The 25,497-nt window shown below is 40.8% G+C and carries 23 protein-coding genes; 10 read left to right on the forward strand and 13 right to left on the reverse strand.

What is annotated here, in order from left to right; all coding sequences use genetic code 11:
• Positions 1–10: 10 nt before the first annotated feature.
• Positions 11–1,231: a cysteine desulfurase CsdA gene (csdA, locus tag PMAL9190_RS17500; RefSeq protein ID WP_087846370.1), complete on the reverse strand. Its 1,221-nt coding sequence runs from the start codon at positions 1,229–1,231 to the stop codon at positions 11–13.
• 365 nt (positions 1,232–1,596) lie between these two features.
• On the opposite strand from csdA, the gene PMAL9190_RS17505 reads away from it, so the two are divergent.
• The 4 genes from PMAL9190_RS17505 to rlmM are packed head-to-tail and all read left to right on the forward strand — an operon-like array spanning position 1,597 to position 4,695.
• Positions 1,597–2,517 carry a transcriptional regulator GcvA gene (locus PMAL9190_RS17505; RefSeq protein WP_087846371.1) on the forward strand — a complete coding sequence of 307 codons (921 nt, stop codon included), beginning with the start codon at positions 1,597–1,599 and terminating at the stop codon, positions 2,515–2,517.
• Positions 2,498–3,175, forward strand: a complete 678-nt coding sequence (locus tag PMAL9190_RS17510; protein ID WP_200813441.1) for an alpha/beta family hydrolase — start codon at positions 2,498–2,500, stop codon at positions 3,173–3,175. Before PMAL9190_RS17505 ends, PMAL9190_RS17510 begins: the two co-directional genes overlap by 20 nt.
• 22 nt (positions 3,176–3,197) lie before the next feature.
• Positions 3,198–3,599: a DUF423 domain-containing protein gene (locus PMAL9190_RS17515; RefSeq protein ID WP_087846373.1), complete on the forward strand. Its 402-nt coding sequence runs from the start codon at positions 3,198–3,200 to the stop codon at positions 3,597–3,599.
• A gap of 10 nt (positions 3,600–3,609) precedes the next feature.
• Positions 3,610–4,695, forward strand: coding sequence for a 23S rRNA (cytidine(2498)-2'-O)-methyltransferase RlmM (rlmM, locus tag PMAL9190_RS17520; RefSeq protein ID WP_087821799.1), 1,086 nt, complete (start codon positions 3,610–3,612; stop codon positions 4,693–4,695).
• An 83-nt stretch (positions 4,696–4,778) separates the two neighbouring features.
• On the opposite strand, the gene xni is transcribed toward rlmM, so the two are convergent.
• The 5 genes from xni to queF form a co-directional block, all read right to left on the reverse strand.
• A complete protein-coding gene (gene xni / locus PMAL9190_RS17525; protein WP_087846375.1) occupies positions 4,779–5,558 on the reverse strand; it encodes a flap endonuclease Xni in 780 nt (259 codons plus the stop codon).
• A gap of 77 nt (positions 5,559–5,635) precedes the next feature.
• Positions 5,636–7,009, reverse strand: coding sequence for a nucleotide 5'-monophosphate nucleosidase PpnN (ppnN, locus tag PMAL9190_RS17530; RefSeq protein WP_060998774.1), 1,374 nt, complete (start codon positions 7,007–7,009; stop codon positions 5,636–5,638).
• Between the two features lie 230 nt (positions 7,010–7,239).
• Positions 7,240–8,793, reverse strand: coding sequence for a sensor domain-containing diguanylate cyclase (locus PMAL9190_RS17535; protein WP_087846377.1), 1,554 nt, complete (start codon positions 8,791–8,793; stop codon positions 7,240–7,242).
• A gap of 131 nt (positions 8,794–8,924) precedes the next feature.
• On the reverse strand, positions 8,925–11,204 hold the full coding sequence (locus tag PMAL9190_RS17540) for a tetratricopeptide repeat protein (protein WP_087846379.1): 2,280 nt from the start codon (positions 11,202–11,204) through the stop codon (positions 8,925–8,927).
• 121 nt (positions 11,205–11,325) lie between these two features.
• Positions 11,326–12,177 (reverse strand): NADPH-dependent 7-cyano-7-deazaguanine reductase QueF, encoded by an 852-nt coding sequence (queF, locus tag PMAL9190_RS17545; protein ID WP_087846381.1) that lies wholly within the window; start codon positions 12,175–12,177, stop codon positions 11,326–11,328.
• An 86-nt stretch (positions 12,178–12,263) separates the two neighbouring features.
• Between queF and syd the strand changes: the two genes are divergently transcribed.
• A complete protein-coding gene (gene syd / locus PMAL9190_RS17550) occupies positions 12,264–12,818 on the forward strand; it encodes a SecY-interacting protein (protein ID WP_087846383.1) in 555 nt (184 codons plus the stop codon).
• Positions 12,819–12,821: 3 nt separating this feature from the next.
• Entirely contained in the window at positions 12,822–13,598 is a 777-nt protein-coding gene (locus PMAL9190_RS17555; protein WP_087846385.1) for a Zn-ribbon-containing protein, read from the forward strand.
• A 40-nt stretch (positions 13,599–13,638) separates the two neighbouring features.
• Here PMAL9190_RS17555 and PMAL9190_RS17560 read toward each other — a convergent pair whose 3' ends face one another.
• The 4 genes from PMAL9190_RS17560 to PMAL9190_RS17580 form a co-directional block, all read right to left on the reverse strand.
• Positions 13,639–13,911 (reverse strand): hypothetical protein, encoded by a 273-nt coding sequence (locus PMAL9190_RS17560; RefSeq protein WP_087846387.1) that lies wholly within the window; start codon positions 13,909–13,911, stop codon positions 13,639–13,641.
• 25 nt (positions 13,912–13,936) lie between these two features.
• The gene (locus PMAL9190_RS17565; RefSeq protein ID WP_087846389.1) at positions 13,937–14,167 is read right to left on the reverse strand and encodes a DUF2789 family protein; all 231 of its coding nucleotides are present in this window, start codon (positions 14,165–14,167) and stop codon (positions 13,937–13,939) included.
• A gap of 2,401 nt (positions 14,168–16,568) precedes the next feature.
• A complete protein-coding gene (locus PMAL9190_RS17575; RefSeq protein ID WP_087846391.1) occupies positions 16,569–16,883 on the reverse strand; it encodes a DUF3301 domain-containing protein in 315 nt (104 codons plus the stop codon).
• A 30-nt stretch (positions 16,884–16,913) separates the two neighbouring features.
• Positions 16,914–17,960, reverse strand: a complete 1,047-nt coding sequence (locus PMAL9190_RS17580; RefSeq protein WP_087846394.1) for a DUF3549 family protein — start codon at positions 17,958–17,960, stop codon at positions 16,914–16,916.
• A gap of 155 nt (positions 17,961–18,115) precedes the next feature.
• On the opposite strand from PMAL9190_RS17580, the gene PMAL9190_RS17585 reads away from it, so the two are divergent.
• The 3 genes from PMAL9190_RS17585 (at position 18,116) to PMAL9190_RS17595 (ending at position 19,785) form a co-directional block, all read left to right on the forward strand.
• Complete coding sequence (locus tag PMAL9190_RS17585) at positions 18,116–18,433, forward strand: YqcC family protein (RefSeq protein ID WP_087846396.1); 318 nt, start codon at positions 18,116–18,118, stop codon at positions 18,431–18,433.
• A 9-nt stretch (positions 18,434–18,442) separates the two neighbouring features.
• Entirely contained in the window at positions 18,443–19,216 is a 774-nt protein-coding gene (truC, locus tag PMAL9190_RS17590; protein WP_087846398.1) for a tRNA pseudouridine(65) synthase TruC, read from the forward strand.
• Positions 19,217–19,323: 107 nt separating this feature from the next.
• Positions 19,324–19,785, forward strand: a complete 462-nt coding sequence (locus PMAL9190_RS17595) for a flavodoxin (RefSeq protein ID WP_087846400.1) — start codon at positions 19,324–19,326, stop codon at positions 19,783–19,785.
• Between the two features lie 111 nt (positions 19,786–19,896).
• Here the strand turns inward: PMAL9190_RS17595 and PMAL9190_RS17600 are convergent, their stop codons facing one another.
• Both PMAL9190_RS17600 and PMAL9190_RS17605 read right to left on the reverse strand, forming a co-directional pair.
• On the reverse strand, positions 19,897–21,129 hold the full coding sequence (locus tag PMAL9190_RS17600; RefSeq protein WP_087846402.1) for a NupC/NupG family nucleoside CNT transporter: 1,233 nt from the start codon (positions 21,127–21,129) through the stop codon (positions 19,897–19,899).
• Positions 21,130–21,280: 151 nt separating this feature from the next.
• Positions 21,281–21,931 carry a Crp/Fnr family transcriptional regulator gene (locus PMAL9190_RS17605; protein WP_087846404.1) on the reverse strand — a complete coding sequence of 217 codons (651 nt, stop codon included), beginning with the start codon at positions 21,929–21,931 and terminating at the stop codon, positions 21,281–21,283.
• Positions 21,932–22,064: 133 nt separating this feature from the next.
• Here PMAL9190_RS17605 and deoD point away from each other — a divergent pair, with 133 nt between their 5' ends.
• The gene (deoD, locus tag PMAL9190_RS17610) at positions 22,065–22,775 is read left to right on the forward strand and encodes a purine-nucleoside phosphorylase (protein WP_087846406.1); all 711 of its coding nucleotides are present in this window, start codon (positions 22,065–22,067) and stop codon (positions 22,773–22,775) included.
• 54 nt (positions 22,776–22,829) lie between these two features.
• On the opposite strand, the gene glnD is transcribed toward deoD, so the two are convergent.
• Positions 22,830–25,451: a bifunctional uridylyltransferase/uridylyl-removing protein GlnD gene (gene glnD / locus PMAL9190_RS17615; protein WP_087846408.1), complete on the reverse strand. Its 2,622-nt coding sequence runs from the start codon at positions 25,449–25,451 to the stop codon at positions 22,830–22,832.
• Between the last annotated feature and the right edge of the window lie 46 nt (positions 25,452–25,497).

A 25,497-nucleotide genomic window follows, 5' to 3' on the forward strand; every position in this document is an offset into this window, starting at 1 on the left:
TTGGCTGCTATTACAATAAATCGCAGGCTTTATGTAGCGCTGTAATAAAACGCGCGACATCTTGTTGATCATTATAAAGTGCTAATGATACCCGTAATGTTCCTGTTAATCCTAGCGCATCCAGCATCGGATGGGCGCAATGGTGGCCAGCTCGTAGTGCAATATGCTGTTGATCAAGCAAGGTCGCAATGTCTTGATGATGAACACCATCAACCACAAAAGAAAATAGGCTCGCATTTGGCTGCAGGCCGATAATACGCAATCCATCAATATCTTTAATGCCATCTAAGGCTTGTTGACGTAACTTAGCAATATGTTGTTCTGCGCCTTGACGGTCGATATTCTGTAACCATTCAATCGCTGCTGCAAGGGCTAAACTGCCTGCCACATTAGGTGTTCCAGCCTCAAATTTACTCGGTAAGCCAGCATAATCTGTACCTGAAAAAGAGACTTTTTCGACCATCTTGCCGCCGCCGTGCCATGGTGGCATCGCTTCTAGCAGTGCTTGTTTGCCATAAAGCACTCCAATACCTGCAGGTGCATAAATTTTATGGCCTGAAAAGACATAAAAATCAGCGTCAAGCGCTTGCACATCAATTTGTTCGTGAGCAATGCCTTGCGCGCCATCAACCACGACCACTGCGCCATAGTGGTGAGCAGCAGCTATCATTGATTCAATCGGATTGCGGGTACCTGTGACATTGGTGATATGAGCAACAGCGACGATTTTGGTTTTATTTGATAATAAACGCTGATAAGCATCGATATCCAAGCTGCAATCTTGATGCATCGGAATTTTAACGACTTTAGCGCCAGTTTGTTCCGCGACCATTTGCCAAGGCACAATATTGGCATGGTGTTCCATTTCACTGACTAAAATTTCATCACCAGCTTGTAGGTGACGACGAGCATAGGTTTGTGCGATCAAGTTTAATGCTTCAGTAGCACCACGAGTCCAAATAATTTCTTTAGGGCTCGCTGCCCCAATAAATTGTTGAACGGTTGTTCGAGCTTGTTCAAAAGCGAAGGTCGCGTTAGTCGTTAAACTATGGCTACCTCGATGCACATTGGCATTATAGCCGCTGTAATAGTGACGTAGGGTATCGATAACAATCGCAGGTTTTTGAGCTGTTGCTGCGCTGTCTAAATAAACCGCCCGTGGTGCATCATCTGAATGTTGCAGTGCAGGAAATTGGGTTTGAATTTGCTTGATATCGAATGGTATGGTCATAGCGGGTCACATTACAGAAATTTGAATTATCGATGATGCTAATAAATGCCAGGAAGAGCAAGTGTTGCGATGATTTTTGAGTAATAAAAAAATAGCACTGCGTTGGGGCGCAGTGCTAACAATTACTTTGACACAGAAGTCAAAATACAGGAAGTAAAGAGGTAGATAACTACCTATCCGGCAGGATCCGGACAATATGCAAACACAACATCGCAATGTTGATTGAGCGGTTAGCCAGAGGGCAAAACACAAAATGTTAATCAACATTGCGGAACGAATAATAGGGTTTATATAGCACTTAAACAATGGACAATTTATAATGTTTGAGATGAAAAAAACTAATGCATTAGAGAGCATCGAAAAGTATGTCTAGACGTTTACCTCCGCTTAACTCATTGAAGGTGTTTGAAGCTGCTGCAAGGCATTTAAGTTTTACTCGAGCAGCTGAAGAATTGTTTGTTACTCAAGCCGCAGTTAGCCATCAAATTAAAGCCTTAGAGGAATTTTTGGGGTTAAAGTTATTCCGTCGCCGTAATCGTTCGTTACTATTAACAGAGGAAGGGCAAAGCTACTTTCTTGATATTAAAGATATCTTTTCATCGATTTCAGATGCGACAGATAAGGTACTAGAAAGGGGGGCAAAAGGTGCATTAACCATTAGTTTACCTCCTAGTTTCGCGATCCAGTGGCTAGTGCCAAGACTGACGGATTTTAATGAGCAGCACCCTGAAATTGACGTGCGTATTAAAGCGGTTGATCTTGATGAAGGATCACTGACAGATGATGTTGATGTTGCGATTTATTATGGTCGTGGTAATTGGTCGGGTTTACGTGCTGATAAGCTATATCAAGAATTTATGATGCCAGTGTGTTCACCAATGTTATTAGTTGGCACTAAACCATTACGTACTATCGAAGATTTAAAACTACATACTTTATTGCATGATACTTCACGCAAAGAGTGGAAGAACTATGTTCGCCATTATGATGTAAAGGGGGTCAATGTTAATCAAGGCCCTATCTTTAGCCATTCAACCATGGTGTTACAAGCTGCTGCTCACGGCCAAGGCATTGCATTAGGAAATAATGTTCTGGCGCAACCTGAATTAGAAGCGGGAAGATTGGTGTGTCCATTTGATGAAATTCTGGTAAGTAAAAATGCGTTTTATTTTGTATGTCAGGAAAAACAAGCGGATACCGGACGCATTCAAATTTTCCGTGATTGGATTTTAAATAAAGCCCGTAAAGAGCAAGAGGATATGCCTGATGTCATTGAAGAAGTGTGAGTATTTGATTGATGGCCCTGATGCTAAAGATGCGATAGCGACGTTTTTATTTGCGCATGGTGCTGGTGCCGGAATGGATCATGCTTTTATGACCACGGTTGCGCAGGGGTTAGCAGCACACAATATTCAGGTAGTACGGTTTAATTTCCCGTATATGATCAAACGTGCTGAAGATGGTAAAAAACGTCCGCCCGATCGCCAACCTAAATTATTACTCGATTTTCAAACCCATATTGAACAGTTTGATAATGGCAAGTTAGTCATTGGTGGTAAATCAATGGGTGGTCGAATGGCGAGTTTAATGGTGACTGATATTGCCGCCCAAACAGCGCTAGTGAATAACTGTGCGGCAAAAGTTCGTGGTGTTGCTTGCCTTGGTTTTCCGTTTCATCCGCCAGCAAAGCCAGAAAATTATCGTGGCGATCATTTGGCAACTATCAGTGTACCAACGCTTATTTTGCAAGGTGAACGTGATACCTTTGGCGTGCGCAGTGAAGTTGAACAATGGCCATTTTCAGCTCAGGTGGATTATCAGTTTTTAGCCGATGGTGATCATGGTTTTAAGCCACGTAAAGCATCAGGTCATACTGAAGCTGAAAATATTGCTATCGCCATTGAATCATTAGCGGCCTTTATTAAAAAGTGTGTTGCTAGTTAAGTAGCACAGAGGTGTATTTATAATGGTTGAATTAACCGCTAAACAACGTCAACAATCACGATTGATGCTGATGTTTGCTGCATGCAGTGGCGTGGTGATGGTGGCATTAGGGGCATTTGCAGCACATGGTTTAACGCATACGCTAGCCCCTTATTTACTCGATGTGTTTAAAGTCGGGGTTCAATATCAGGCATGGCATACATTAGCATTATTAGCTTGTGGAATATTGTCACGCTTTTTGCCATCAAAAGCGTTATCATACGCGGCGCTGTTTTTTGGCCTCGGTATAATTTGCTTTAGTGGCAGTTTATATGCGCTGGCTTTAACCGGCATTAAATGGTTTGGTCCTATCACACCGATGGGCGGAATATGTTTTATTATTGGCTGGGTAATGCTCGCAATAGCAGCCTGGCGTTCAGCTTGAGGGTTCCAACGTGAATCAAGTTTTATTGTACTGTCGTCCTGGCTTTGAAAAAGAATGTGCCGGAGAGGTTCAAGACAAAGCAAATACGCTGGAATTGTTTGGTTTCCCTCGGGTGAAAAACAATTCAGGCTATGTGTTATTTGAATTCTATCAAGCAGGTGATGCTGATAAATTCATTAAATTACAGCCATTTTCACAGTTGATTTTTGCACGCCAAATGTTTGCTACATCAGCAATGTTAAGCGGTTTACCTGCAGAAGATCGTATTTCACCTATTTTAGAAACCATTGGTGAAAACTTTCCTATTTGTGGTGATTTACGCATTGAAACACCAGATACCAATGAAGCGAAAGAGCTATTGAAGTTCTGCCGTAAATTTACAGTGCCATTACGCCAAGCAATGCGTAAACGTAATGTTTTATACGTTAAAGATAACCATAAAAAACCGGTTTTACACGTGTGCTTTATTGCTCCTGGTTGCTGTTTTGTTGGTTATTCTTACCCGCAAAATAACTCCCAATTTTTTATGGGTATTCCACGTCTTAAATTCCCAGCTGATGCGCCAAGTCGTTCAACGCTGAAGTTAGAAGAAGCATTTCACGTATTTATTCCTCGTGAAGAGTGGGATGAGCGTTTAGCTCCTGGTATGTGGAGTGTTGATTTAGGGGCGTGCCCAGGTGGTTGGACATATCAACTGGTGAAGCGTTCGATGTTCGTTCACGCGATTGATAATGGTACGATGGCACAAAGCTTAATGGATACAGGCCAAGTTAAATATCATGCCGTTGATGGTTTTAAATATGAACCAGCCCGTAAAAATATTACTTGGATTGTATGTGACATGATTGAAAAGCCAGCACGTGTAGCGCACCTAATGGGTGAGTGGCTAATAAAAGCATGGGCAAAAGAGGCGATTTTCAACCTTAAGTTACCAATGAAAGGCCGTTATGATGAAGTACTGCAAGATATTGAAAATCTAAAAGTATTGCTGATTAAAAATGGCGTTAAGTTTAAGCTACAAGCAAAACACTTGTACCATGACCGTGAAGAAATTACGGTGCATATTCAACGCTTAGATAATCGTTCAGCGTATTAATTTGCGGGCCAGTTAGTGGATTTCTTAACGCCACCTTTTGAGGGTGGCGTTTTTTTATGTAAATTATTTATATTAGAGCTAGATCAACCCTGATGTGACTCATGATAACGAATATCTTGCAAATTAAAGCCTAATGTTAAATCGGTTTTTAAACGTGCGACAGCTTTGGATGCGCGAGCTGTTTCTTCATTGCCAGTGATTTTTTTTTGCCATTTAGGGGCAAGATCGGTCGCTGTAAGAATCGCTTCAAGGTTAGGGTAAAGACTTAATAATTCAACTGCCGCTTTAGGACCAATACCGGCAACGCCCGGGATTTTACTGGAACTGATGCCTGCTAATCCCCAGTAGTCAGTTAATAATTGCGGCTTAACACCATATTCTTTTTCAATAAACGGGCTATCAAGCCAGCGCTGTTGAAAGTAATCCCGAATACGTAAGGTGGGTTGTAACAACTGACAATAGCCTTTGTCGGTCGAAACAATAGTCACTTGTTCATTACGCGAGGCGACTTTTAAGGCTAAGGTTGCCACTAGATCATCGGCTTCATCACCCTCTGATAATAGTGAATCAATACCGATCGCCATAAATGCATCTTGAATCGTGTCCATGCCTGCTAATAACTCTGGCGGCATTGGTTTTCGGCCTTCTTTATAATGCGGCAGTAACTCTGCTCGCCAGCCGCGATCATCACTATTATGGTCAAATACCGCCACAATATGGCTGGGCTGGGTGCTACTAATGATTTTCTGTAATGCCTGACAACATACTCTGGCAGTGTTGTCGACATCGGGTTGCCCCGGTTGCGCCGCATGTACGCGACGAATAAGATTTAATGCATCAATAACAACGAGGTGAATAGCCATAAATAAATTCTGTTTAGATGAATAAAAGGAGCGCTTAGGCTCCTTATTGTACGCAAAACTGTTACCAAATAACGAACTTATTTCGGTTGCTGGTGCGAGTTGACGATTTCATAACAAGGCTCGTATTTACTTCCTGGTAATTTCATTCGTTGTTGGTCGACAAAGTTCTTCAGCAGTTTATCCATGCGTTGCATCAGTACTTTATCACCATCGATTTTAAACCGACCATATTGCTCAATTTCATGAATACCTTCTTCTTTGACATTACCTGCGACAATACCTGAAAATGCACGGCGCAGATTAGCTGCCAGTTTTTCTTTCGGCTGATCCATATGTAAATCTAAGCTCGCCATTGCTTTATGGGTCGGTGAGAAGGGCATTTGAAAATCTTCAGGGATCGTCAGTGACCAGTTAAAACAATAAGCATCACCCGTCGCTAAACGATGTTCTTTCACGCGCGCCATCGATGCTTTCATCACTTGGGCAACTTCGGCAGGATCACCGATAATAATTTGATAATGCTGCGTTGCTGCTTCACCTAAAGTATCACGAATAAAATCATCTAAAGTGCGAAAGTAAGCTTCACTCTCTTTAGGGCCGGTGAGGATTAATGGCAGCGGTTGTTCTGCGTTATCAGGATGCATTAAGATCCCTAAAATATACAGCAGCTCTTCCGCAGTACCTGCGCCACCAGGGAAAATAATGATCCCATGACCAACTCGAACAAAGGCTTCTAGGCGTTTTTCGATATCAGGTAAAATAACTAATTCATTGACGATAGGATTAGGTGGCTCTGCAGCAATAATTGAGGGTTCAGTTAACCCAATAAAGCGGCTGCCAGAATAACGTTGTTTGGCATGACCAATGGCAGCTCCCTTCATTGGGCCTTCCATTGCGCCTGGGCCGCAGCCTGTACAAATATTAAGTTCACGCAAACCTAATTCATTGCCGACTTCGCGAGTATATTGATACTCAATCGGGTTAATGGAGTGGCCGCCCCAGCACACAATAATATTAGGATCTTCGCCAGCATGTAGCGTGCGGGCGTTACGTAATAGGCTAAACACAAAATCAGTAATATGAGGCGCGCTGGCAAGATCGATATCGTTACGACGGGCAATATGCATATCTACATAAATAATGTCGCGTAATACGGAAAACATGTGTTCTTGAATGCCGCGAATAATACGCCCATCAACGAAAGCATGCTCAGGTGGGTTGACCAGCTCGATTTTAATCCCACGTTCACGACGTAATAAGTTAATTGCAAAATCGAGATGTTTTTCAAGTAACTCTTTGGAATTATCAGTATGGCTACCTGAATTTAAAACCGCCAGTGAGCAGTTGCGATAAAGGCGATATAAATCACTGGATGCAGTTGCTTTTAAGCTGTCGGCTTCTATTTGTGATAATAGGTTCATAGCGCCGATAGGGCTGATATGCGTTATCATAATAACCTCCCTGGTAATGATGAAACAGCATGTTCATTTATTGATATAGGCTGTGGCGCAAGGCGTAGTCACCAACGGACTGGTGTTAAAATCAAATAAAGAACAAGACGTTGACGATAAGATAATTTGTTGCTCTGTAGTTACCATACACAGGGATTATATTTTTGACCAGTAAATGATAATAATAATATAACGCAGTCGATAAAGGCGAATGTGGCTGTGATTGACGTTTAAATTTGGTCAATAATGATATTACTGCATGGATGTTGAGCATGGAGTAATGCTATTTCAAGCCGTTCGATAACTTGTTTGGGCGTGTCGTTGGCAGCAAAAAAACCGCTGCTGATAGAAACCGACATTGCCACACTCTGACCTTTGAAGTGTAACGGTAATTGACTCACCGCGGCACGAATATTTTGTAGCGTTTGATGGCGTTGTTGGTCATTACAATCGGTAATGATTAACATAAACGCATCATCATTAAATCGCGCAATAAAATCGGTAGGATTCAGTTGTTGGCTAATCGTTTTTGCAATGATTTTAAGTGCTTTATCACCCGCATGATGACCATAATTTTTATTAAGCTGACTCAGCTCATCGATATCAATTAGCATTAATAATAATGGCGTTTGGTAACGTAACCAGCGCTGATATTCATGTTCAAGTCGATCATCAAACGCACTACGGTTATAGGTTAAGGTCAATTTATCTCGAAAGATATTTTGTTCCTGTTGGCTTAAACGTTGATGGTAACTGTAGGTGTGCTGTTGTACTTGATGGACTTTATTGTCATTGTGGTTTAATTGTTCTATTAGTGCTTGTTCACGCTGCTCTAGCTGACTATTACGCTGAGCAAGTTGCTGTAATTCGTTGGCAATAGTGACTAATAATGGTGTTGCGTCAGGTGTTTTTTTAAGGTTTAGTTGTTGATTAATCGTTGTTGCTATTGAAGCAATATTGGTATTGAAGTCACAGCGATGCTGGTGCAACACAGCAAAAGAACTTGCTGCTTTAGCCGTATTTTTTTGTAATGAGGCTAAATCACTATTGAGTGTATTTAAAAACTGTTGTGAGGCATGGCGTTCAGCATGGGTGCCAGTAACAATAAGACGTAACACTTGCAATAACAGTGTTTGTAATCTTGTTTGATTTACCCCTTGGGTTAATTGTTCTCGAATCTCAAACAGTTGTTCGCCTTGCTCATTGGTAAAATCGATCTCAGAGATGACAGCGAGTAATTCCGCTGCTAACTCAACCTCAAAATTTGGCTGCAGCTCAGTGAGGCTGGTACCGTTATTGCTGGCTGAAATTAACTTTATACTGCGTTCATACAGTTCAAGTAAGCGTAAGATACGCTGATGATTGTCCAACAGTGTTGCTGATGGTTGATTAAAAATACTATGTAGATCACGCCGTAGTGATAGCGGTAACCCTTGGTAATGCGAGAGGGTACGGCCGCGTTGATTTATATGGTGTTGTAAGCGTTTATTTTGGTGTTGAATCACATCGGCTTGTTGAATGACTAACCGTTCAATCATCGATAATCGTGGAATAAGTCGGCTGATCTCTAGTGGCTGCTCAAGATCAACGCTAATGGCTTGTAGCCTTGTATCGAGTTCATTATCAATGCCTCGACACGCAACGACTAATCGAGTGATTAGCCGTTTTAAGATTACAATTTCACGCCGCGATTTCAGGTTAGAATCACGGTAAGAAAGTTGAGCGAGGTCTAAGCGTTGTTTTAGAACGCTGACTTCGTTAACAATCGCGCTAATATCTGTCATTGGTTATGCATCTGCATTAATACAGTTAAAATCCATTTAATTCATAATGTTACTGATATTAAAAGATATGCTACCAAAAATGAAACGTGATAGTTAGTGCTATTTATCAGACTGTTGTGATCGTTGTATATTTAATTGATATCGTTGTTAATATTGTGATCATAGTTCCAGATTATTTCATTATTAGTTGAGCTACGTACTTTTACTAATCCTTTATCAATACCTTCAACACAAGCACGACGAATATTATCGCCGACAAAACTAGCAGCAGGCGCAGCATCAATAGCACAAATGTGAACCCAGTGACTGCCAGGTTGTTTATCATTGAGACTAATACCTGCATCAACGGTCATGAGTAATATATCGATCAGCTCTTGATCGTTAATCGCGGTATAGGCACGAGGTAAAAATGGGTACTCGGCCATGCCAATTTGTAATGTATTATTAATATTGAGTGGCAAAGTATAGTTATCAATTAATAGCTGCATTGATTCTGCCAATTGCTTTGGATCACAACTTAAACGTGCATTAGGCTCAATATATAAGAACATCGCATCAGAAAAGTGATAAATACGCGCTGGTTCTAATACTTGCTGCTGCAAATAATTACCAAACTCTTTTTCTGCGGCCAGGCCTTGTTGGTAGCCTTTTTCGAGATAAATTCGTTTTAAGAATGACACTTCAAATAACGCAAATCGTAATCGATCACTTAAAGGTTCATTTATTATTTCACCAAGATGCCATTGTTCAAAGTTAGCACTGCTCTGTTGGAGAGAGTTTGCTAGACGTGCATTTAGCATTCGTAGGTTACGCAATCCGCTACGAGGGTGGGTATAGTAATCGGTAGTGAGTTTCGTTAGTTGTTGTTTTAATTGTTTATTAATATGTTGTCGACGCCATAATAATAATAACAAAATCACTAACCCCCCAATGAGAGTTAAAGAAATTTTCTGTTGTTTATACAATGCATTTTGATTGATGAATTGCTCACGTTCCATATCTTCAAGTTTCAGTGAACGTTCCATCATCTTTTGTTGCTGTTTAAATACTTCAGTGTTGCTTTTGGTCGCATTTTTTTGTTTGCCAGCATACAGTTGCTCATAGCGGCGTTGACTCAATAATGCATTATAATAGTCATTCTGTTTTTCAAATGCTTCAGATAAAATCGATTCGCCCATTAATTGTAAATTGGTGGCGCCAATACGACTTGCTGAGATTAAACCGGCTTGCAACGATGTTATCGCATCATCTAATTCACCTTTTTCGAGTTCTAATTGCCCTTGTAGAATCTGGCTTTCAGCGACAATATTTTCATTACCACTTTGCAGGGCAAGATTACGAGCCTGAACAATGTATTGTTCTGTTTTAGAGTAATTACAAAGGTGTAAGTAAATTCGCGCAATATTAAGCCGTAGACTTGCAGAGCGAAGATCATGTTTGAGCTGATTCTCTTGATCGAGCGCATTAAAATAATGCACTAGAGCAAGGTTATAGCGCCCTTGTTGCTCATAAATAGAAGCAATGAGAGCTAAGGTTTTTGCTAATTCTTGAGTACGTTTATAACGCTCAAAAAACTCGCCAGCTTGTGTGGCATGTTCCAGCGCTTTATCAAGTACGTGTCGCTCTTCAAATAACTGCGCTAATTCATAGTTAGCGCGTGCAATTTGTGGTTGGTCATCATTTTCAACCGCTAACCAGTAACCACTTAATAAGCGATCAAGTGCCATATCATAATGATTGTGACGTAAATAATGTTGGCCGAGTGTGAGCTGATAATTAATGGTTTCGTCTTTATCGTCAAATGTGACTAAATAACCTTTAGCTTTAATAAACAATTTTTCGGCGGCGGCGTCTTTACCAATACTTGATTCAATCAGCGCGCGTAGCATCAATGCTTTATATTTTAATTCTTGCAGTTGGCGGCTTAAATTTATTGGCTGTGCCTGCTTCATGTCAATATTGAGGGTATTGAGCATTTTTAGCGCAGTTGCACTGTTACTTAAATTAACCCAGTAAAATTGGGCCAGTAAAATACGACTTTCAAAGACGCTGAACATTAAATTATTATCAAGTGCTGTTTTTTCCGCTTTTTTGATAACAGCAATGGCTTTTTCAGGCCGTTGCAATAGTGATAAAGCTTGGGCTTGGATTTGCAATGCATTGACGGTATTGAGTGGGGTGCGGGTTGAATGATCGGCTTCACTATTAAGGTGCACTCGTGATGGATCTTGTGGCTGGCTCAGACGACGCTGTTCGAGGTAGCTTTTAGTGATTGTGAGTGTTCTTTCTGGTTGGCTTACCAGTAAAGTCTGTGCTTCGGTGAGGATCGGCGAGCTATAAATTTTCGCTTGAAGATCAAATGAGGTTGTTAGTAATACTAACCCAGAAATTAATAGGCCACGAAAAATCATATAGTCTCAAAACAGCACAATAACACACAAGATGGTGTTGATTTTACGGGGTTAATGCATCAAGTCCAGCAAAGTAAAGGTTTTTACCGGACTTAATGTTGAATTCGTCGTTAGGATCTACTTACTGACGGGCAAGGCGGAAGTTATCACTTGGTGTTTTACCCATGTTAGTACGATATGGATTTATATCTAAACCACCGCGACGGGTATAACGTGCATAAACAGTCAGTAATTCTGGCTGACAAAAGCGCATAATGTCATTAAATATACGCTCAACGCATTGCTCATGGAACTCATTGTGATTACGGAATGACACGATATAACGTAGTAATTGTTCACGGTCGATACGATGACCTTTATACGCAATACGTACGCTACCCCAATCAGGTTGGTTGGTAATTAAGCAATTTGACTTTAACAGGTGGCTATGAACAATTTCTTCAACGATATCGTCATTATCTGCAGCACCTTCAAGGTATTCAGGCTTGAAACTGTAGTCATTAATTTCAATATCTTGATCGTCAATACACTCGCCAAAGAAATTAACAATCGGTTGATCATTAAAATCGGTTAGTGGCTGAATGGTTACGTCAACATCTTCACCTGCACAACGTGATAAATCAATTTGCAAAGTATCAGCAATGGTTTGCCAGTCATCAAAACGAGTTTGATTGAAGCTATTTAAGTACAGTTTAAAGGATTTTGACTCAATAAGGTTAGGGCTTGATGCAGGTAAGCGCACTTCACCAATAGCGACTTGAGGTAAGCCTTTTTTATTGAGCCAAGATAATTCGTATAATGTCCAAATATCATAGCCAGTGAATGGCAGTGCATCATCGCTGATATTAATATCGGTACGGTTTAAACTTCTTGGTACGGGTTGCAGTAGCGATGGATCGTACTGATCTTTATACTCTGTCTTTTGGCCAAGGGTTAAACCGGCTAATTCTTTAGCGTCTTTATATTTACTCATACTGTCTATGACACTCTTGGATTAGAATAAATGTCCGTCGAAACGGTTTAAACCTAAAGTTTACTGAATCTTTTATGAGGTTGCGAATGAATCATCCTGTTACCTGCGCTTTATCTGATTTTTCTGCGCGTTATTTGCAAGCGTGGTGTGATGCAGATCGCGGTTTTCCTGTAAGTGAGCATTTAGTTGGGCTTATTTCACCATGTGTCGTTAATGATAATGGCAGCAATGTGACGTGGAAACCGATTGAGCGTCAGCCAATGATTGCTTTAGAGGGAGTAGAGAAAGGCATGGATTTAGCTCTCCATAGTGATATCAATGCTTTTTATGGATCGCAATTTAGTGGTGATATGAGTGCGATGTTTGGTGAGTTATCACTTGATTTATTGCAAGCTTTTAATGATGACGATATTGAGCGTTTACAACAAAATATTTTAGGCCATCTAGTAACACAACGCCGTATGAAGCTTAAACCGACAGTATTTATTGCTGTGGTTGATGATGAATCACAAGTTATTGCTATTTGTAATTTAACTGGCCAAGTGGTGTTAGAAACCTTAGGTAAGGATACTCGCCAAGTATTAGCCAATGATATTGTGACTTTCTTAGAGCAATTACAACCAGTAGTGGCAGAGGACTAAGGCGTGTTTGTTGTTGAGTTACAATTTGAATGTTTTGATAATACTACCTTATCGCAGGTCGATAGTGCGATAAATGGCTTAATGGATGCACTGCGTTATAATGGTCAAGTGCTGGGACGGGAGTTTCCAGTAGTGATTGACGAGGGGATCTTTCGCGTTCGAGTTGTATGCCCAGAGAAAGAGAGCCTTCACCCGCGTTACAACAGCCCTCAAGTGAATGTGTGTTATGAGCAATTAACACTATCGTGCTTATTAACTCCTAAAATAAAACTATTAGGGGTTGATCTTAACTCTGATTCTGTTGCTGAAAGTTTTTCGCCATCATGGCAAGTGCTTTATACCACTTATGTTCATAGCTGCTCACCATTGCGTAGTGGTGATACATTATTGCCCATCCCATTGTATCAAACAGGGGCCGTCACTGACGGTGATTATAAAGCGATCATTAAATGGCAGACTGAGTGGCAAGCCTTTGATGAAATTCAAATGGCGATTAAAAGCCCAACCGCAGTAAGCATGGCACTGACTGAGATTGGTGATGTAGACAGTGAATTGTTTATACGTGGACGTAATTTATGTCGCCATATTGAAACCACCACCGAAGTTCCGACTTATTATTATCAGTATCGTGTTGGTGGTGAAAACGAAGCAACTGAATTAGCACGAAAGTGCCCAAGTTGTGGTGGGGAATGGCATCAACCTGAAGCAATACATGGTTTATTCCACTTTAAGTGCGATCGTTGCCGGATCGTATCAAATATGTCGTGGAACTTTCAGTAAACATAAAAAAGCACCTATCAACAAAGGTGCTTTTTTATTATTAGCGTTCAGCTTCTAAGCGCGCCAAGCGTGTTGATAGTGCTAGCAGTTGTTGCTCTAGTTGCTCTATACGTTGCTCGGTGGTTAACACCCGTTGCTGTTGTTCTATATGTGGTACTTTGGCATTTTTTTGCCATGCTTGCAGCACTTTAATGATCACCGGAATAGGCAATGATGTTGTTAACCGAGCTTTAATTAATGCTACTGATGGTTGTTTTTTCTCAATAATTAGTTGATTAATAACATTTTCTATTTCTTTGGTGATAGTTGACATTGTTATTCCTAATCTAGCGTAGTTACTATTTTCTAAGTAAGGCATCTAATTGATCGATGACTTCACACCAATCTGCGTCTTGCTGCTGTGATTCAATAATAAATTGTTGTTGAGCTGCAATTAAAAAAGGCGCTTCAGATAATTTTTGTTGTTGCTCTAGTTGATGAGTTTGTAAAAAATGCTCAATAGATTCAGCTGAATTATCTAATCCTAATTGACTGAATAAATTAGCTAAGTCGTGATTGAAGGCTTCCATATTGACCCCTTACTTTGCACTATTTTCCTTTGACTGAGTATAGTGGATATCGACTTAAAGGGTTATTTGAGCCAAATTGCCAATCCGGTTGTAAGAGATCTCTTACAAGAGTGTAAGAGATTAAGCTGTTTAGTCGTGAATATGACGATTTGTTTTTATTTAACCCATTAATTTTATTCTATTTTTGTTTTTGGTGTGGATGTGAGATGAAAAAAAATGTCAGAAAGTGTTTAAATCTATATTGTGGATAATAATCAAAAGCGTAATCTTAATGGTGTCGAAAGGATACGACATAACGGAACAGGAAAGTGCCACGGATAGAGGCAGTCTCAGGATGAGATACTGGTAAACTAGGATGGTTTATCGGATATGGAATGTGAAGGGAATATCGTAGGATGCGATAATAAGTAAACAGGATGTTTACTGGTCAGGAAGACACTAGGACACACTTCAGGATGAAGTTAAGGAACACCTCTAGGATTGAGGCATAAAGGAACACTTCAGGACGAAGTAAAGGACACCTCCAGGAAGGAGATGAGAGTCAGAACAGGATGTGATGACGGGTTAGGATAGCCATAGGAACAACTTCAGGATGAAGTACAAAGGACAATGCTGACGGAACACAGCAGTCAAAGGAAGGATGCAGGGAGCAACATAGTAGCGGGATAGCTGCAAGTAAGACCTCAGGGCGCGACGAAAGTCGCGCCCGCTCTTTTTTGTGGGAAAGAAAAATAATTTCATTCGTTGTCGTGATAGATTTGTTTTGACTCTTGAAGGGCGACTTGTTTTTATTCGCACCTCGCACCTCGCACCTCGCACCTCGCACCTCGCACCTCGCACCTCGCACCTCGCACCTCGCACCTCGCACCTCGCACCTCGCACCTCGTATCTATCTGTCTGGTAACGATATTTTGCTGTGTATGAAGGAATGTGATAATTCGTGAATGGCTTTTGACTACTTGCTGTGTGCGAGATCTCTTACAAACTTGTGGGAGATAAGCATTACAATTGTGACTATATATCTATGCTTTTTGCGTAACTATATGTTTAATAATGTTTTAGTTATATATGGTCATAAACTTTCATAAAAACAAAAAAAACACATTTTGCAAGATATAGGATTTAGGCGATAACTCGCATAATATTAATGGTGTCGAAAGGATACGACATAACGGAACAGGAAAGTGCCACGGATAGAGGCAGTCTCAGGATGAGATACTGGTAAACTAGGATGGTTTATCGGATATGGAATGTGAAGGGAATATCGTAGGATGCGATAATAAGTAAACAGGATGTTTACTGGTCAGGAAGACACTAGGACACACTTCAGGATGAAGTTAAGGAACACCTCTAGGATTGAGGCATAAAGGAACACTTCAGGACGAAGTAAAGGACACCTCCAGGAAGGAGATGAGAGTCAGAACAGGATGTGATGACGGGTTAGGATGGCCATAGGAACAACTTCAGGATGAAGTACAAAGGACAATGCTGACGGAATACAGCAGTCAAAGGAAGGATGCAGGGAGCAACATAGTAGCGGGATAGCTGCAAGTAAGACCTCAGGGCGCGACGAAAGTCGCGCCCGCTCTTTTTTGTGGGAAAGAAAAATAATCTCATCAGTTGTCGTGATAGATTTGTTTTGACTCTTGAAGGGCGACTTGTTTTTATTCGCATCTCGCATCTCGCATCTCGCATCTCGCATCTCGCATCTCGCATCTCGCATCTCGCATCTCGCATCTCGCACCTCGAATATTGTTACAAAAATGGCGTTATTCTACTTACCGTGTAAGAGATCTCTTACAAAAATGTGGGATTATTTCGCTACTAATAACTATTTATCGTGATGTTGAAATAGTTATTTCTTATTTATCATATAGTTATGATTGAAGCTCTCAATGTTAATACTTGTTAAAAGTATTTAATGGAATATTTCACATTGCGTCATTTTTGTCGTGAGGTAATATGTTGTCATCAGCTGGAGCTGACAAGGATTAAGGAATAGCCATGGAACTGGCCGCTTAGGAAGAGCATATTGATGATGGGGACTATCATCAAGCAGGATGCAAGGATCTTCTGGGATGGAAGGCCATAGATGGGATGTCTATTAGTCAGGATGACAGTATTCTAGGATGGAATAGTAATACTTCAAAACGAAGTCAGGAACAACTTCTAATGAAGTCAAGGACACCTCCTTTGCGGAGAGAGAGTCAGCGTTGGATATGCTGATGGGTCAGGGATTACCGAAGAATGACTTCTAGGATGAAGTTAAGATTTACCAGGGGACTTACGCATATCAAGGATTGATGGCAAGGAGCACAATAGTAGCGGGATAGCTGCAAGTAATATCTAAGGGCGTGACAATTATTATTGTCACGCCCATTCTTTTTAAGGGAATAACCAATCAGTAATCACTGCTTTCTGGAATACGATGTGGTGGCAAATAAAAATAGCTTGCTCGCAGACGTTTCATTTCAAGATAGCCTTGATATACATCGACACCATCAGCAGAAAATTCAAATACGAATACTGTTCGCCAGCCCCATTCGCCATGATGATCTTTAAGTTTTTGCTCACCGCGAGCAAAACTGATCATTTGTAGCCCCATATTTTTACAACGTTGTTCAATATAATACTGTGCTAGTTCAGTTTGACGCCGTTGCTGCCAAAATAGAAAGCCGATAGTAGCAATAATTAAAATGCCGAACAGATTACTCATATAAAAAGCCCTTATAGACTATAAATGCAATCAGTGATTTTTCGCATGTTGCTGTAGTTTTTGAATTGCAGTAACCAGGGCGGGATCTGCTTGTCCATGCAGTATTTGTAGCATGATTCCACGTAATAATGGCTGCATTACGAGATCTGTAAATAATTGGTTAAACAATGTTTGATCTTGGGTTTCAGCTAAACGTAATAAGAACAGTGAAGCAATATTTACATCGCTAAAACCGCTCCAACAGCGGCCTGCAATCGCAATTAATACTTCACGATGACACAGTGCAGGCTGATGTAATAATGTGATTAATGTTTGTTGTAATTGTTGTGGGGCACTACCAGCTAACGCGCGTACTAATGCAGCAATTAAAAATAAGTCGGGTTGAGCTTGCTGGCATTCAAGGGTTAAACGTTCACTGATACGTTGCGTAAGAGGATCTGGTATCGTGCAATGCTCAAGGCAGCCTAATAACGCATACAATGGGGTCATTGGTAGATGATTGAGAGCTTTACGTAATAATGTCGCATTATTGTGTTGTGAAATGCGCGCACAGATATCTGCTAATCCTTGTAATCCGATATGTTGCCATTGCTGCCAATCTTGTTGACCCGATAAATAGGCTTGTGCATCAGCATAATATTGACTGGGTGGTAACGATAGCAATACCCGTAGTTGCGCATTAAAAATCGCCATTTTGTCGTCATTAGGCTTAAATGTGTAAGGATTATTAGCCAGTTTCTGTTGCTCATCTTCTGTTGGCGTACTATTGAGACTTGCCCCCATCGCTTCAATTACATATTTAATAAAGTCACCGACAGCGGCTTGTTTTAATAGCCCGCGTTCATCAAGAGGTAAACGTAAAAACCATACCCAAGGCGGTTGCTGGTGTTGCCAAAATGAGATTGCAATGTGCGCATGTTGTTGTAGTGGCCATGGGTAAGGCTGGCGATTTTCTTCAACTGCTTTAAATTGGTTGATCTCAATTTCATTAACACGCCGGCCTAAATCGAAAATATTATAACGACAACCTGCGTTATCAAGTAGTTGAGTTAAAGTATGAAACGTTTCCATGGACATGATAAATAAAGCTCCTTTAATCAGCTTGTCAGTATAATTACTAGCGTTGATTCAGCATACCTGTGAATAGATTGCTAATCATCATAATATAGTTGGGGCATGACTGCTGAAATGCTATCCTGCGCCGTTTTTATTATCAACCAAGAGGGGCTGAGGTGGATAAATATCATCAAAGTCAGCAATTACTCGCTCAGTTAGAAAATAGATTACAGCACCATCAGTACTGGGAAACGATCGCCCCTGAACCTCAATCTTTGGCGAGTATTGAGCCATTTGCGATTGATACTTTGGCTTGTCATCAATGGTTGCAATGGATTTTTATTCCTAAACTACGTTATTTAATCACGCATAATTTACCGTTACCGACTCAGTTTGCGATTGCTCCTTATGTTGAAGAAGCAATGAAAAATCAACCTGGAATGGTCGATATTGTGGTGACTGTACGTGAAATTGATCAATTGTTTAAAGATTAAGTGAGCATAATGGAACTGGAAATTTTATACCGCGATGATGCGTTAATTGCCGTCAATAAACCTGCTGGTATGTTAGTACATCGTTCTTGGTTAGATAGCCATGAAACGGTATTTGTGATGCAAACGTTACGTGATCAAATTGGTCAGCATGTGTTTCCATTACACCGTTTAGATAGACCGACATCTGGAGTTCTGCTATTTGCACTTTCAAGTGAAATTGCAGCCATGATGATGCCGTTATTTGCGGGGCGAGATATACATAAAACTTACCACGCCATTGTCAGAGGCTGGGTTAAAGAAGCAGCGGTGCTCGATTATCCATTGAAAGTGATGTTAGATAAAATTGCCGATAAAAAAGCCTCTGAAGACAAAGAGCCTCAAGAAGCAATTACCGCTTATGCGCCATTAGCAACGGTTGAAACAAATATTGCAGTAGGCCCTTATGCGACTAGTCGTTATAGTTTAGTTGAGATGAAGCCTGAGACCGGTCGTAAACATCAACTACGCCGTCATATGCACCATTTAAATCATCACATGATTGGTGATGTTAATTATGGTGATGGTAAACATAATCGTATGTTCCGCGAACATCTAGACTGTCATCGATTGATGTTACATGCGTCACGATTACAGTTTACGCATCCATTAACAGGGGCGGCGGTGGATATTCGAGCCAATGTTGATGAGGTCTGGCAACAGGTAATGACAACATTTAGCTGGTCGCCAACATTGTTGTTAGATACTCCAAATACAATCACAGCAACAATAATGAATGCGTTGTAGTGCAAATTTCTTAGGTTAAATTTACATCAGTACTTGCTTTTCTTTGGTGTAATAGCCAGATTGGTAAGAGTCCCTTATTGAGGACATCTTATAGCAAAGGAGAGCGAATGAATAAGTTAGGCATATTTGTAGGCTCTGTATATGGTGGAGCAGAAGAGTTAGCAGAAACATTAGCTGCCAAATTAACATCAGTACCGGTTGAGATTTTCTTTGATTCAACCTTAGATGATTTTATGGCCTATGATGCTGACACCGTGTTAGTGATAACCTCGACCACAGGTCAAGGTGAGATTCCAGAAAACCTTCTACCGCTATATGTTGCTTTAAAGGATCAATTTCCACTATTGCCCAAGCAACGTTATGGTGTGATTGCCTTAGGTGATTCAAGTTATGGTGAAGATCGTTTTTGTGGGGCAGGGCGTCAATTTGATGCGTTATTAAGTGAGCTTAACTCACAATCAGTCCAACCACGATTAGATATTGACGCTGGCGTTCATTTTGAACCGTTAGAGGTTGCTGAGGGATGGTTTACTCAATTTGTAACAACGGCTGAGCAAGCGGCTGCATAATTAAATGGTTGAGATAACTGTCGCGCGAGTAAATTAATGGTTACCCCGTTATTATTCACGGGGTAACCATTATTAGATAAGTTTATTTGTTGATTGAGAACAATTGTACGATTAAACGATAGCACCTAGTGAGACTAATAACCCTGCAATTGTTCCGCTCATTAAATTGGCCAGAATAGCAGCAATCAGTGTTCGACCACCAATTTGTGATAATTCTTTTCCTCTTGTCGGTGCCATAGCACGTAGGCCACCAATGACCAATGCTAACGAACCAATATTGGCAAACCCACACAGTGCAAATACTACAATTGCTTGCGTTTTTTCAGACAGCTGATCGGCAACTTCAATAAAACTCACGTAAGCAATAAATTCATTAACAATGATTTTCTGACCAATGAAAGAAGCAGCAAGTGGTGCTTCAGACCACGGTACACCAAGTAAGAAAGCCAGTGGTGCTAATAGGTAGCCAAGCAGTAATTGAATCGTCACACCATCAAAACCTAGCATGGCTGCGATACCACCAATAATACCATTAACCATCGCCATTAAAGCCACGATTGCAATTAATAGTGCGGTTACACAACCGACTTGATGTAAGCCAACCATCGCACCTTGAGTGATGGCGTCTAATAGAGTTTCTGGTTTATCTTCAGTTTGTTCAATGATTTGATCAAGATCTTGACGCGGTATTTCTGTTTCCGGGCACATAAGTTTGGCAAATAATAGTCCGGCAGGAGCTGTCATGAAACAAGCGGTCAGAATGTACTTTACGTCGATGCCAAGATTGATGTAACCAATCATAGTACCGCCAGCCACAGAGGCCAAACCCCCCGTCATAATGGCAAACAATTCAGAGCGAGTCATGGTGGCAATAAAAGGACGTAAGGTTGTTGGTGCTTCGATTGGGCCGACAAAAATATTCGCCGTCGCTGACATCGATTCAGAATAACTGATCCCTAAAGGGCGTTTAAGTCCCTTACCTAATAAACCCACAATTTTTTGCATGATTTTAAGGTAATACAGTACTGAAATAAGGGCTGAAATAAAGATTACGACACACAGCACATTAATTAAAAAGATAAACCCAAGTTTATATTGAGCTAAATCACCAAAAGCAAAGCTCAAGCCATCATTGGCATAGCTGATGACATTATTAACACCAGTCGCAATCCCTTGCAGTAACATTTGTCCAGCTGGGATATACATTACAAATGCGCCAAAACCGATTTGAATCATAAGTGCACCAAACACGGTTCTAAAACGAATTTTTTTACGGTTTTCTGATAATAATACTGCAATAGCGATCAAAACAATCATGCCAATAATACTGGTGATAATGCTCATAACGGTAATGTCTCAATAGATTCAAAGGGGCTGTTTAGCGTCAGTGTTAACAGCGACCGATGCGTTTTATCTATTGTGGAATCAAAAAAAAAGGACATAAGTCCCTTTTTACGAAAACGTTTGCGCAATGAGTCAATAAAGCAGCATTTTGCTAGCGCTGAATAAGATTGAGCTCCTGTACTAAGCTGTCAGCGGCTAATAGACGATAATGTTTATGTTGTTTTTCTAATGTGGCTGCAGTTAATAAATCTTTAATCACTCGTCGTAAAGCACGCGGGGTTGCGCCGAGCTCACCAGCATGCTGTTCAATATTAAATTCAAACCAACCTTGAGCGCTTGCGTGTGATTTTTTAATTAATAATCGAATCGTGTTAAAGCGTAAACTATGCAGAATATTATCGAGGGTATGGCCAATTGATTCTTCATAACGATGAGAAATTAATTGCAAAAAAGCTAGCCCTAACTCGGCGTTACTTAGTACCGCTTCTATAAGTTTATGACGTGGAATTTGATAACCAATACCATCGGTTAATGCCGCCACACTGAACACGCTGGTACCTTGGTCTCGAAATATTTCCATTTCACCTAAAATACCTGAAAACCCTTGTTGAGCATTAACAATATAACGTTTGCCAACTGGACTGAGGTAAGACACTAAAAAAGCACAATCTTGCACTAAATAGAGGCTATCACTCGATTCTCCCTGAGCGATAAATATTTGGTTGGCTGTTAATTTAACCGGACGACAGCAGGGCAATTGTAATAAACGTTGATACAGCGATAAGTGTAGTTGCTGAGGCATAAGCTAATTTCATTATAATCGAGTAAGTGACTAAGATTGATACTGAAGATGGACAAGTGTCCTTTTCAAGCGCGGAGCTTATCTTTACAGTGCGAGTATCTCAACCTCTTTTTTATTTGGAATTGATACTTCGATGGCGACTCCACACATTAATGCTCAAGCGGGTGACTTTGCTGATACTATTTTAATGCCAGGCGATCCGCAGCGGGCTAAATATATAGCAGAAAACTTCTTAGAAAATGCACAAGAAGTGACCAATGTTCGCGGTATGCTTGGCTTTACTGGATTCTATAAAGGTCAGCGATTATCTGTGATGGGACATGGCATGGGTGCACCCTCTGCGTCTATTTATGTTCAAGAGTTAATTACTCACTATAACGTCAAAAACTTTATTCGCATTGGTAGCTGTGGTGCTATCCATGATGATGTACAACTGATGGATTTGATCGTTGCGATGGGAGCAAGTACGGATTCTAAAATGAACCGTACTCGACTGCGTGATCATGATTTCGCAGCATTAGCTAATTACGATATGTTGCGTACTGCTGTTGATCTGGCAAAAGAAAAACAGTTATCAGTAAAAGTCGGTAATGTATTTTCATCTGATCTATTCTACCGCCCAGACGAAGACTTTTATCAACAACTGGCACAATACGGTATCTATGGTGTTGAAATGGAAGTGTCAGCATTTTATACCCTTGCTGCTCAGTTTGGCGTCAAAGCATTAGCTATTTGTACCGTAACCGATCATATATTACGTCATGAAGGCCTAAATGCAGAAGATCGTGTAACGACACTAAATGACATGATTAATTTAGCGCTAGAGACAGCAATGACATTGTAATCTCTAAATAAATAACAACACCGTATTTAACTACGGTGTTGTTATGGTTGTTATTTAGGCATGTTTATTAATTGTTAGGATCAGCGTTTGGCGTAATAATTGTTGCTGCTCGGTGGTTAAACGACCACCAGTTTCATTGACAATAATAAAAAAGTCTTCTGCACGCTCGCCAATAGTGGTGATCTTTGCTGCTTGTAAACTAATATTCAGTTCTGCAAATACCGCACCTATCTTTGCCAGTAAACCGGGCATATCCAGCGCAACTAATTCCATCATTGTTTTTCGGCCAGTTTTGGTTGATAAAAACTCAACTTTGGTCGGTACATTAAAATGAAGTAGCTTACGCGGTGCACGGCGAATCTTACGTTCAGATTTCATTGCCGTTAGCGCTTTAGTAAGGTTTCTTATAATACCGACATGGCGATTTTCATTGATCGCTTTACCATTAGGATCCAGTACCATAAACGTATCAAGGGTGTAGCCATCTTTACTGTTCATGATCTGCGCGTCATGAATACTGAGATTTTTCTTATCTAGCTCTGAGACCACAATCGCAAATAGCTTGGCTTTATCTTTACTGTAAATAAATACTTCAGTGCCACCACGGGTCGCTTTCTTACTCATCAAGATAATCGGCTTATCGCCACTGTGTTGTAGGAGTGCTTGTGCGTGCCATGCCAGCTGTTTATGGGTGTGGCGTAAGAAATAATCAGCTTTAAATCGTCGCCATAGCACTTCAATATCACGAGGGATAAAGCCTTTACTGCGTAAGATTGCTGATGCTAGTTGTTGGTTATGACGAATACGATCGCGCATATCTGGGGTTTTTTCCAGTCCACGGCGTAATGCCTTTTGAGTTGAGTAGTAAAGCTCTGCTAGTAAAGTACGCTTCCAGCTATTCCATAAGTCTTGATTAGTGGCACAAATATCGGCAACGGTTAAACAGACTAAATAATCTAAATGCTCTTCATCACCCACTTGTTTGGCAAATTCAGCCACCACTTCAGGATCATAAATATCACGTCGCTGTGCAGTAACCGACATTAATAAATGTTTTTGCACTAACCATGAGACTGTTTCAGCATCCGAGTGCGACAGTCCGTGTTCGACACAAAAATCATAGGCATCGACAGCACCTAATTCGGAATGATCACCGCCGCGTCCTTTAGCGATATCATGAAATATTGCCGCTAGAATCAAGATCTCTTTTTTGATTAAACGTGGGTAAACTTCACAACAAATAGGATGCTGCGAGTGATGTTCAGGATCGTTGAACTTATGGAGATTTTTAATCACTCGAATGCTGTGTTCATCGACGGTATATACATGAAATAAATCAAATTGCATTTGACCGACAATATGGCTCCATTGCGGCAGGTAAGCAGCAATAACGCCATGACGATGCATCAATCGAAATGCTTTTTGAAGTGCGTTGGGTTGGCGAACCAACTCCATGAATTTTTCACGCGCGGCTGGAATTTCAATTAAAAAACGGTTTAAGCGTCGGCGAGCGGTGCGTAATTGGCGCAGAGTGGGCGCAGCAATGCCTTCGATATCAGAATTTTGAGCAATATGAAGAAACATATCGAGGATGGTTTCAGGTCGTGCTTGAAATAATGCCGGCTTAGTTGCTTCAATCAACTTACCCCGTAATTGAAAATCATCATTCAAGACAATTGGAGCTAAACGTGCATCAGGCTTAATAATGGCTTCATCAAACAGCTGTAATAGCATTTTATTGAGCTCAGCCACACGGCGTAGAATACGATAAAACGCCTTCATCATCATTTCAACGGCTTGGTTACCTTCACCATGATAATCAAGGTGTGCTGCGACTGAGGGTTGATGATCAAAGGTGAGGCGATTGTCATAGCGGCGCAGTTCAATATGGAGCGCAAATCTAATTCGCCATAACGCGTTTTGGCATTCAACTAATTCACGGTATTCAGCGTCAGTTAAAAAGCCATGATGACTCATTTCTAATAAGCTGGTGGCGCCAAAATGACGCCGTGCAACCCAGCTAAGAGTATGAATATCTCGTAAGCCACCAGGGCTAGATTTAATATCTGGCTCTAGATTATAGGTGGTGTCATGGTAGCGAGCATGGCGCACTCGCTGCTCTTCAAGTTTAGCTTGAAAAAATGTCTCACTGGGCCAAAATTGTGGCGAATTAATGGCGACAGTTAATTGGTGAAAAGTTTGTTGATTACCACATAAAAAGCGTGATTCAGTTAAATTAGTCGCAACTGTCAGATCATCTTTGCCAACCGCAATACACTCCTCGACGGTACGTACACTTTGGCCAACCTCTAATCGTAAATCCCATAAAAGAGTAATAAGCGCGCTAACATTATTTGCCACATCTTCTTCTAATGGATGCTGGCTTAATATTAATAAATCGACATCTGATAATGGGTGCAATTCTCCACGACCATAGCCACCAACGGCAATTAATGCCAGATCTGGTTGTTGTTCAAAACCATAAAAACGCCACAGCCGAATTAAAAGCTGATCGATAAATTGGCTGCGTTCTGTGACTAAATTAATAATGGACTTTTGCTGCTTAAATTGATGCTTTTGCTCTTCAGTAAAATGGTTAAGGGCACTGCGTAGGCTGTCGAGCGTAATGGCATCATCGAGGTAATCAGAAAGTTGCGTCGCTGAAATGTCAGTCATTGCTATCCGTGCGGTAAAGTTATCTTAGGATCACTATAACCATTTC

Origin of the sequence: Photobacterium malacitanum, assembly GCF_900185615.1 — a bacterium.
Taxonomy (GTDB): Bacteria; Pseudomonadota; Gammaproteobacteria; order Enterobacterales; family Vibrionaceae; genus Photobacterium; species Photobacterium malacitanum.

What these genes read in the sequence shown, in the direction of transcription:
- csdA (WP_087846370.1), bottom strand. Translation starts at nt 1,231, where the DNA reads ATGACCATACCATTCGATATCAAGCAAATTCAAACCCAATTTCCTGCA.
- PMAL9190_RS17505 (WP_087846371.1), top strand. Translation starts at nt 1,597, where the DNA reads ATGTCTAGACGTTTACCTCCGCTTAACTCATTGAAGGTGTTTGAAGCT.
- PMAL9190_RS17510 (WP_200813441.1), top strand. Translation starts at nt 2,498, where the DNA reads ATGTCATTGAAGAAGTGTGAGTATTTGATTGATGGCCCTGATGCTAAA.
- PMAL9190_RS17515 (WP_087846373.1), top strand. Translation starts at nt 3,198, where the DNA reads ATGGTTGAATTAACCGCTAAACAACGTCAACAATCACGATTGATGCTG.
- xni (WP_087846375.1), bottom strand. Translation starts at nt 5,558, where the DNA reads ATGGCTATTCACCTCGTTGTTATTGATGCATTAAATCTTATTCGTCGC.
- ppnN (WP_060998774.1), bottom strand. Translation starts at nt 7,009, where the DNA reads ATGATAACGCATATCAGCCCTATCGGCGCTATGAACCTATTATCACAA.
- PMAL9190_RS17535 (WP_087846377.1), bottom strand. Translation starts at nt 8,793, where the DNA reads ATGACAGATATTAGCGCGATTGTTAACGAAGTCAGCGTTCTAAAACAA.
- PMAL9190_RS17540 (WP_087846379.1), bottom strand. Translation starts at nt 11,204, where the DNA reads ATGATTTTTCGTGGCCTATTAATTTCTGGGTTAGTATTACTAACAACC.
- queF (WP_087846381.1), bottom strand. Translation starts at nt 12,177, where the DNA reads ATGAGTAAATATAAAGACGCTAAAGAATTAGCCGGTTTAACCCTTGGC.
- syd (WP_087846383.1), top strand. Translation starts at nt 12,264, where the DNA reads ATGAATCATCCTGTTACCTGCGCTTTATCTGATTTTTCTGCGCGTTAT.
- PMAL9190_RS17560 (WP_087846387.1), bottom strand. Translation starts at nt 13,911, where the DNA reads ATGTCAACTATCACCAAAGAAATAGAAAATGTTATTAATCAACTAATT.
- PMAL9190_RS17565 (WP_087846389.1), bottom strand. Translation starts at nt 14,167, where the DNA reads ATGGAAGCCTTCAATCACGACTTAGCTAATTTATTCAGTCAATTAGGA.
- PMAL9190_RS17575 (WP_087846391.1), bottom strand. Translation starts at nt 16,883, where the DNA reads ATGAGTAATCTGTTCGGCATTTTAATTATTGCTACTATCGGCTTTCTA.
- PMAL9190_RS17580 (WP_087846394.1), bottom strand. Translation starts at nt 17,960, where the DNA reads ATGTCCATGGAAACGTTTCATACTTTAACTCAACTACTTGATAACGCA.
- truC (WP_087846398.1), top strand. Translation starts at nt 18,443, where the DNA reads ATGGAACTGGAAATTTTATACCGCGATGATGCGTTAATTGCCGTCAAT.
- PMAL9190_RS17595 (WP_087846400.1), top strand. Translation starts at nt 19,324, where the DNA reads ATGAATAAGTTAGGCATATTTGTAGGCTCTGTATATGGTGGAGCAGAA.
- PMAL9190_RS17600 (WP_087846402.1), bottom strand. Translation starts at nt 21,129, where the DNA reads ATGAGCATTATCACCAGTATTATTGGCATGATTGTTTTGATCGCTATT.
- PMAL9190_RS17605 (WP_087846404.1), bottom strand. Translation starts at nt 21,931, where the DNA reads ATGCCTCAGCAACTACACTTATCGCTGTATCAACGTTTATTACAATTG.
- deoD (WP_087846406.1), top strand. Translation starts at nt 22,065, where the DNA reads ATGGCGACTCCACACATTAATGCTCAAGCGGGTGACTTTGCTGATACT.
- glnD (WP_087846408.1), bottom strand. Translation starts at nt 25,451, where the DNA reads ATGACTGACATTTCAGCGACGCAACTTTCTGATTACCTCGATGATGCC.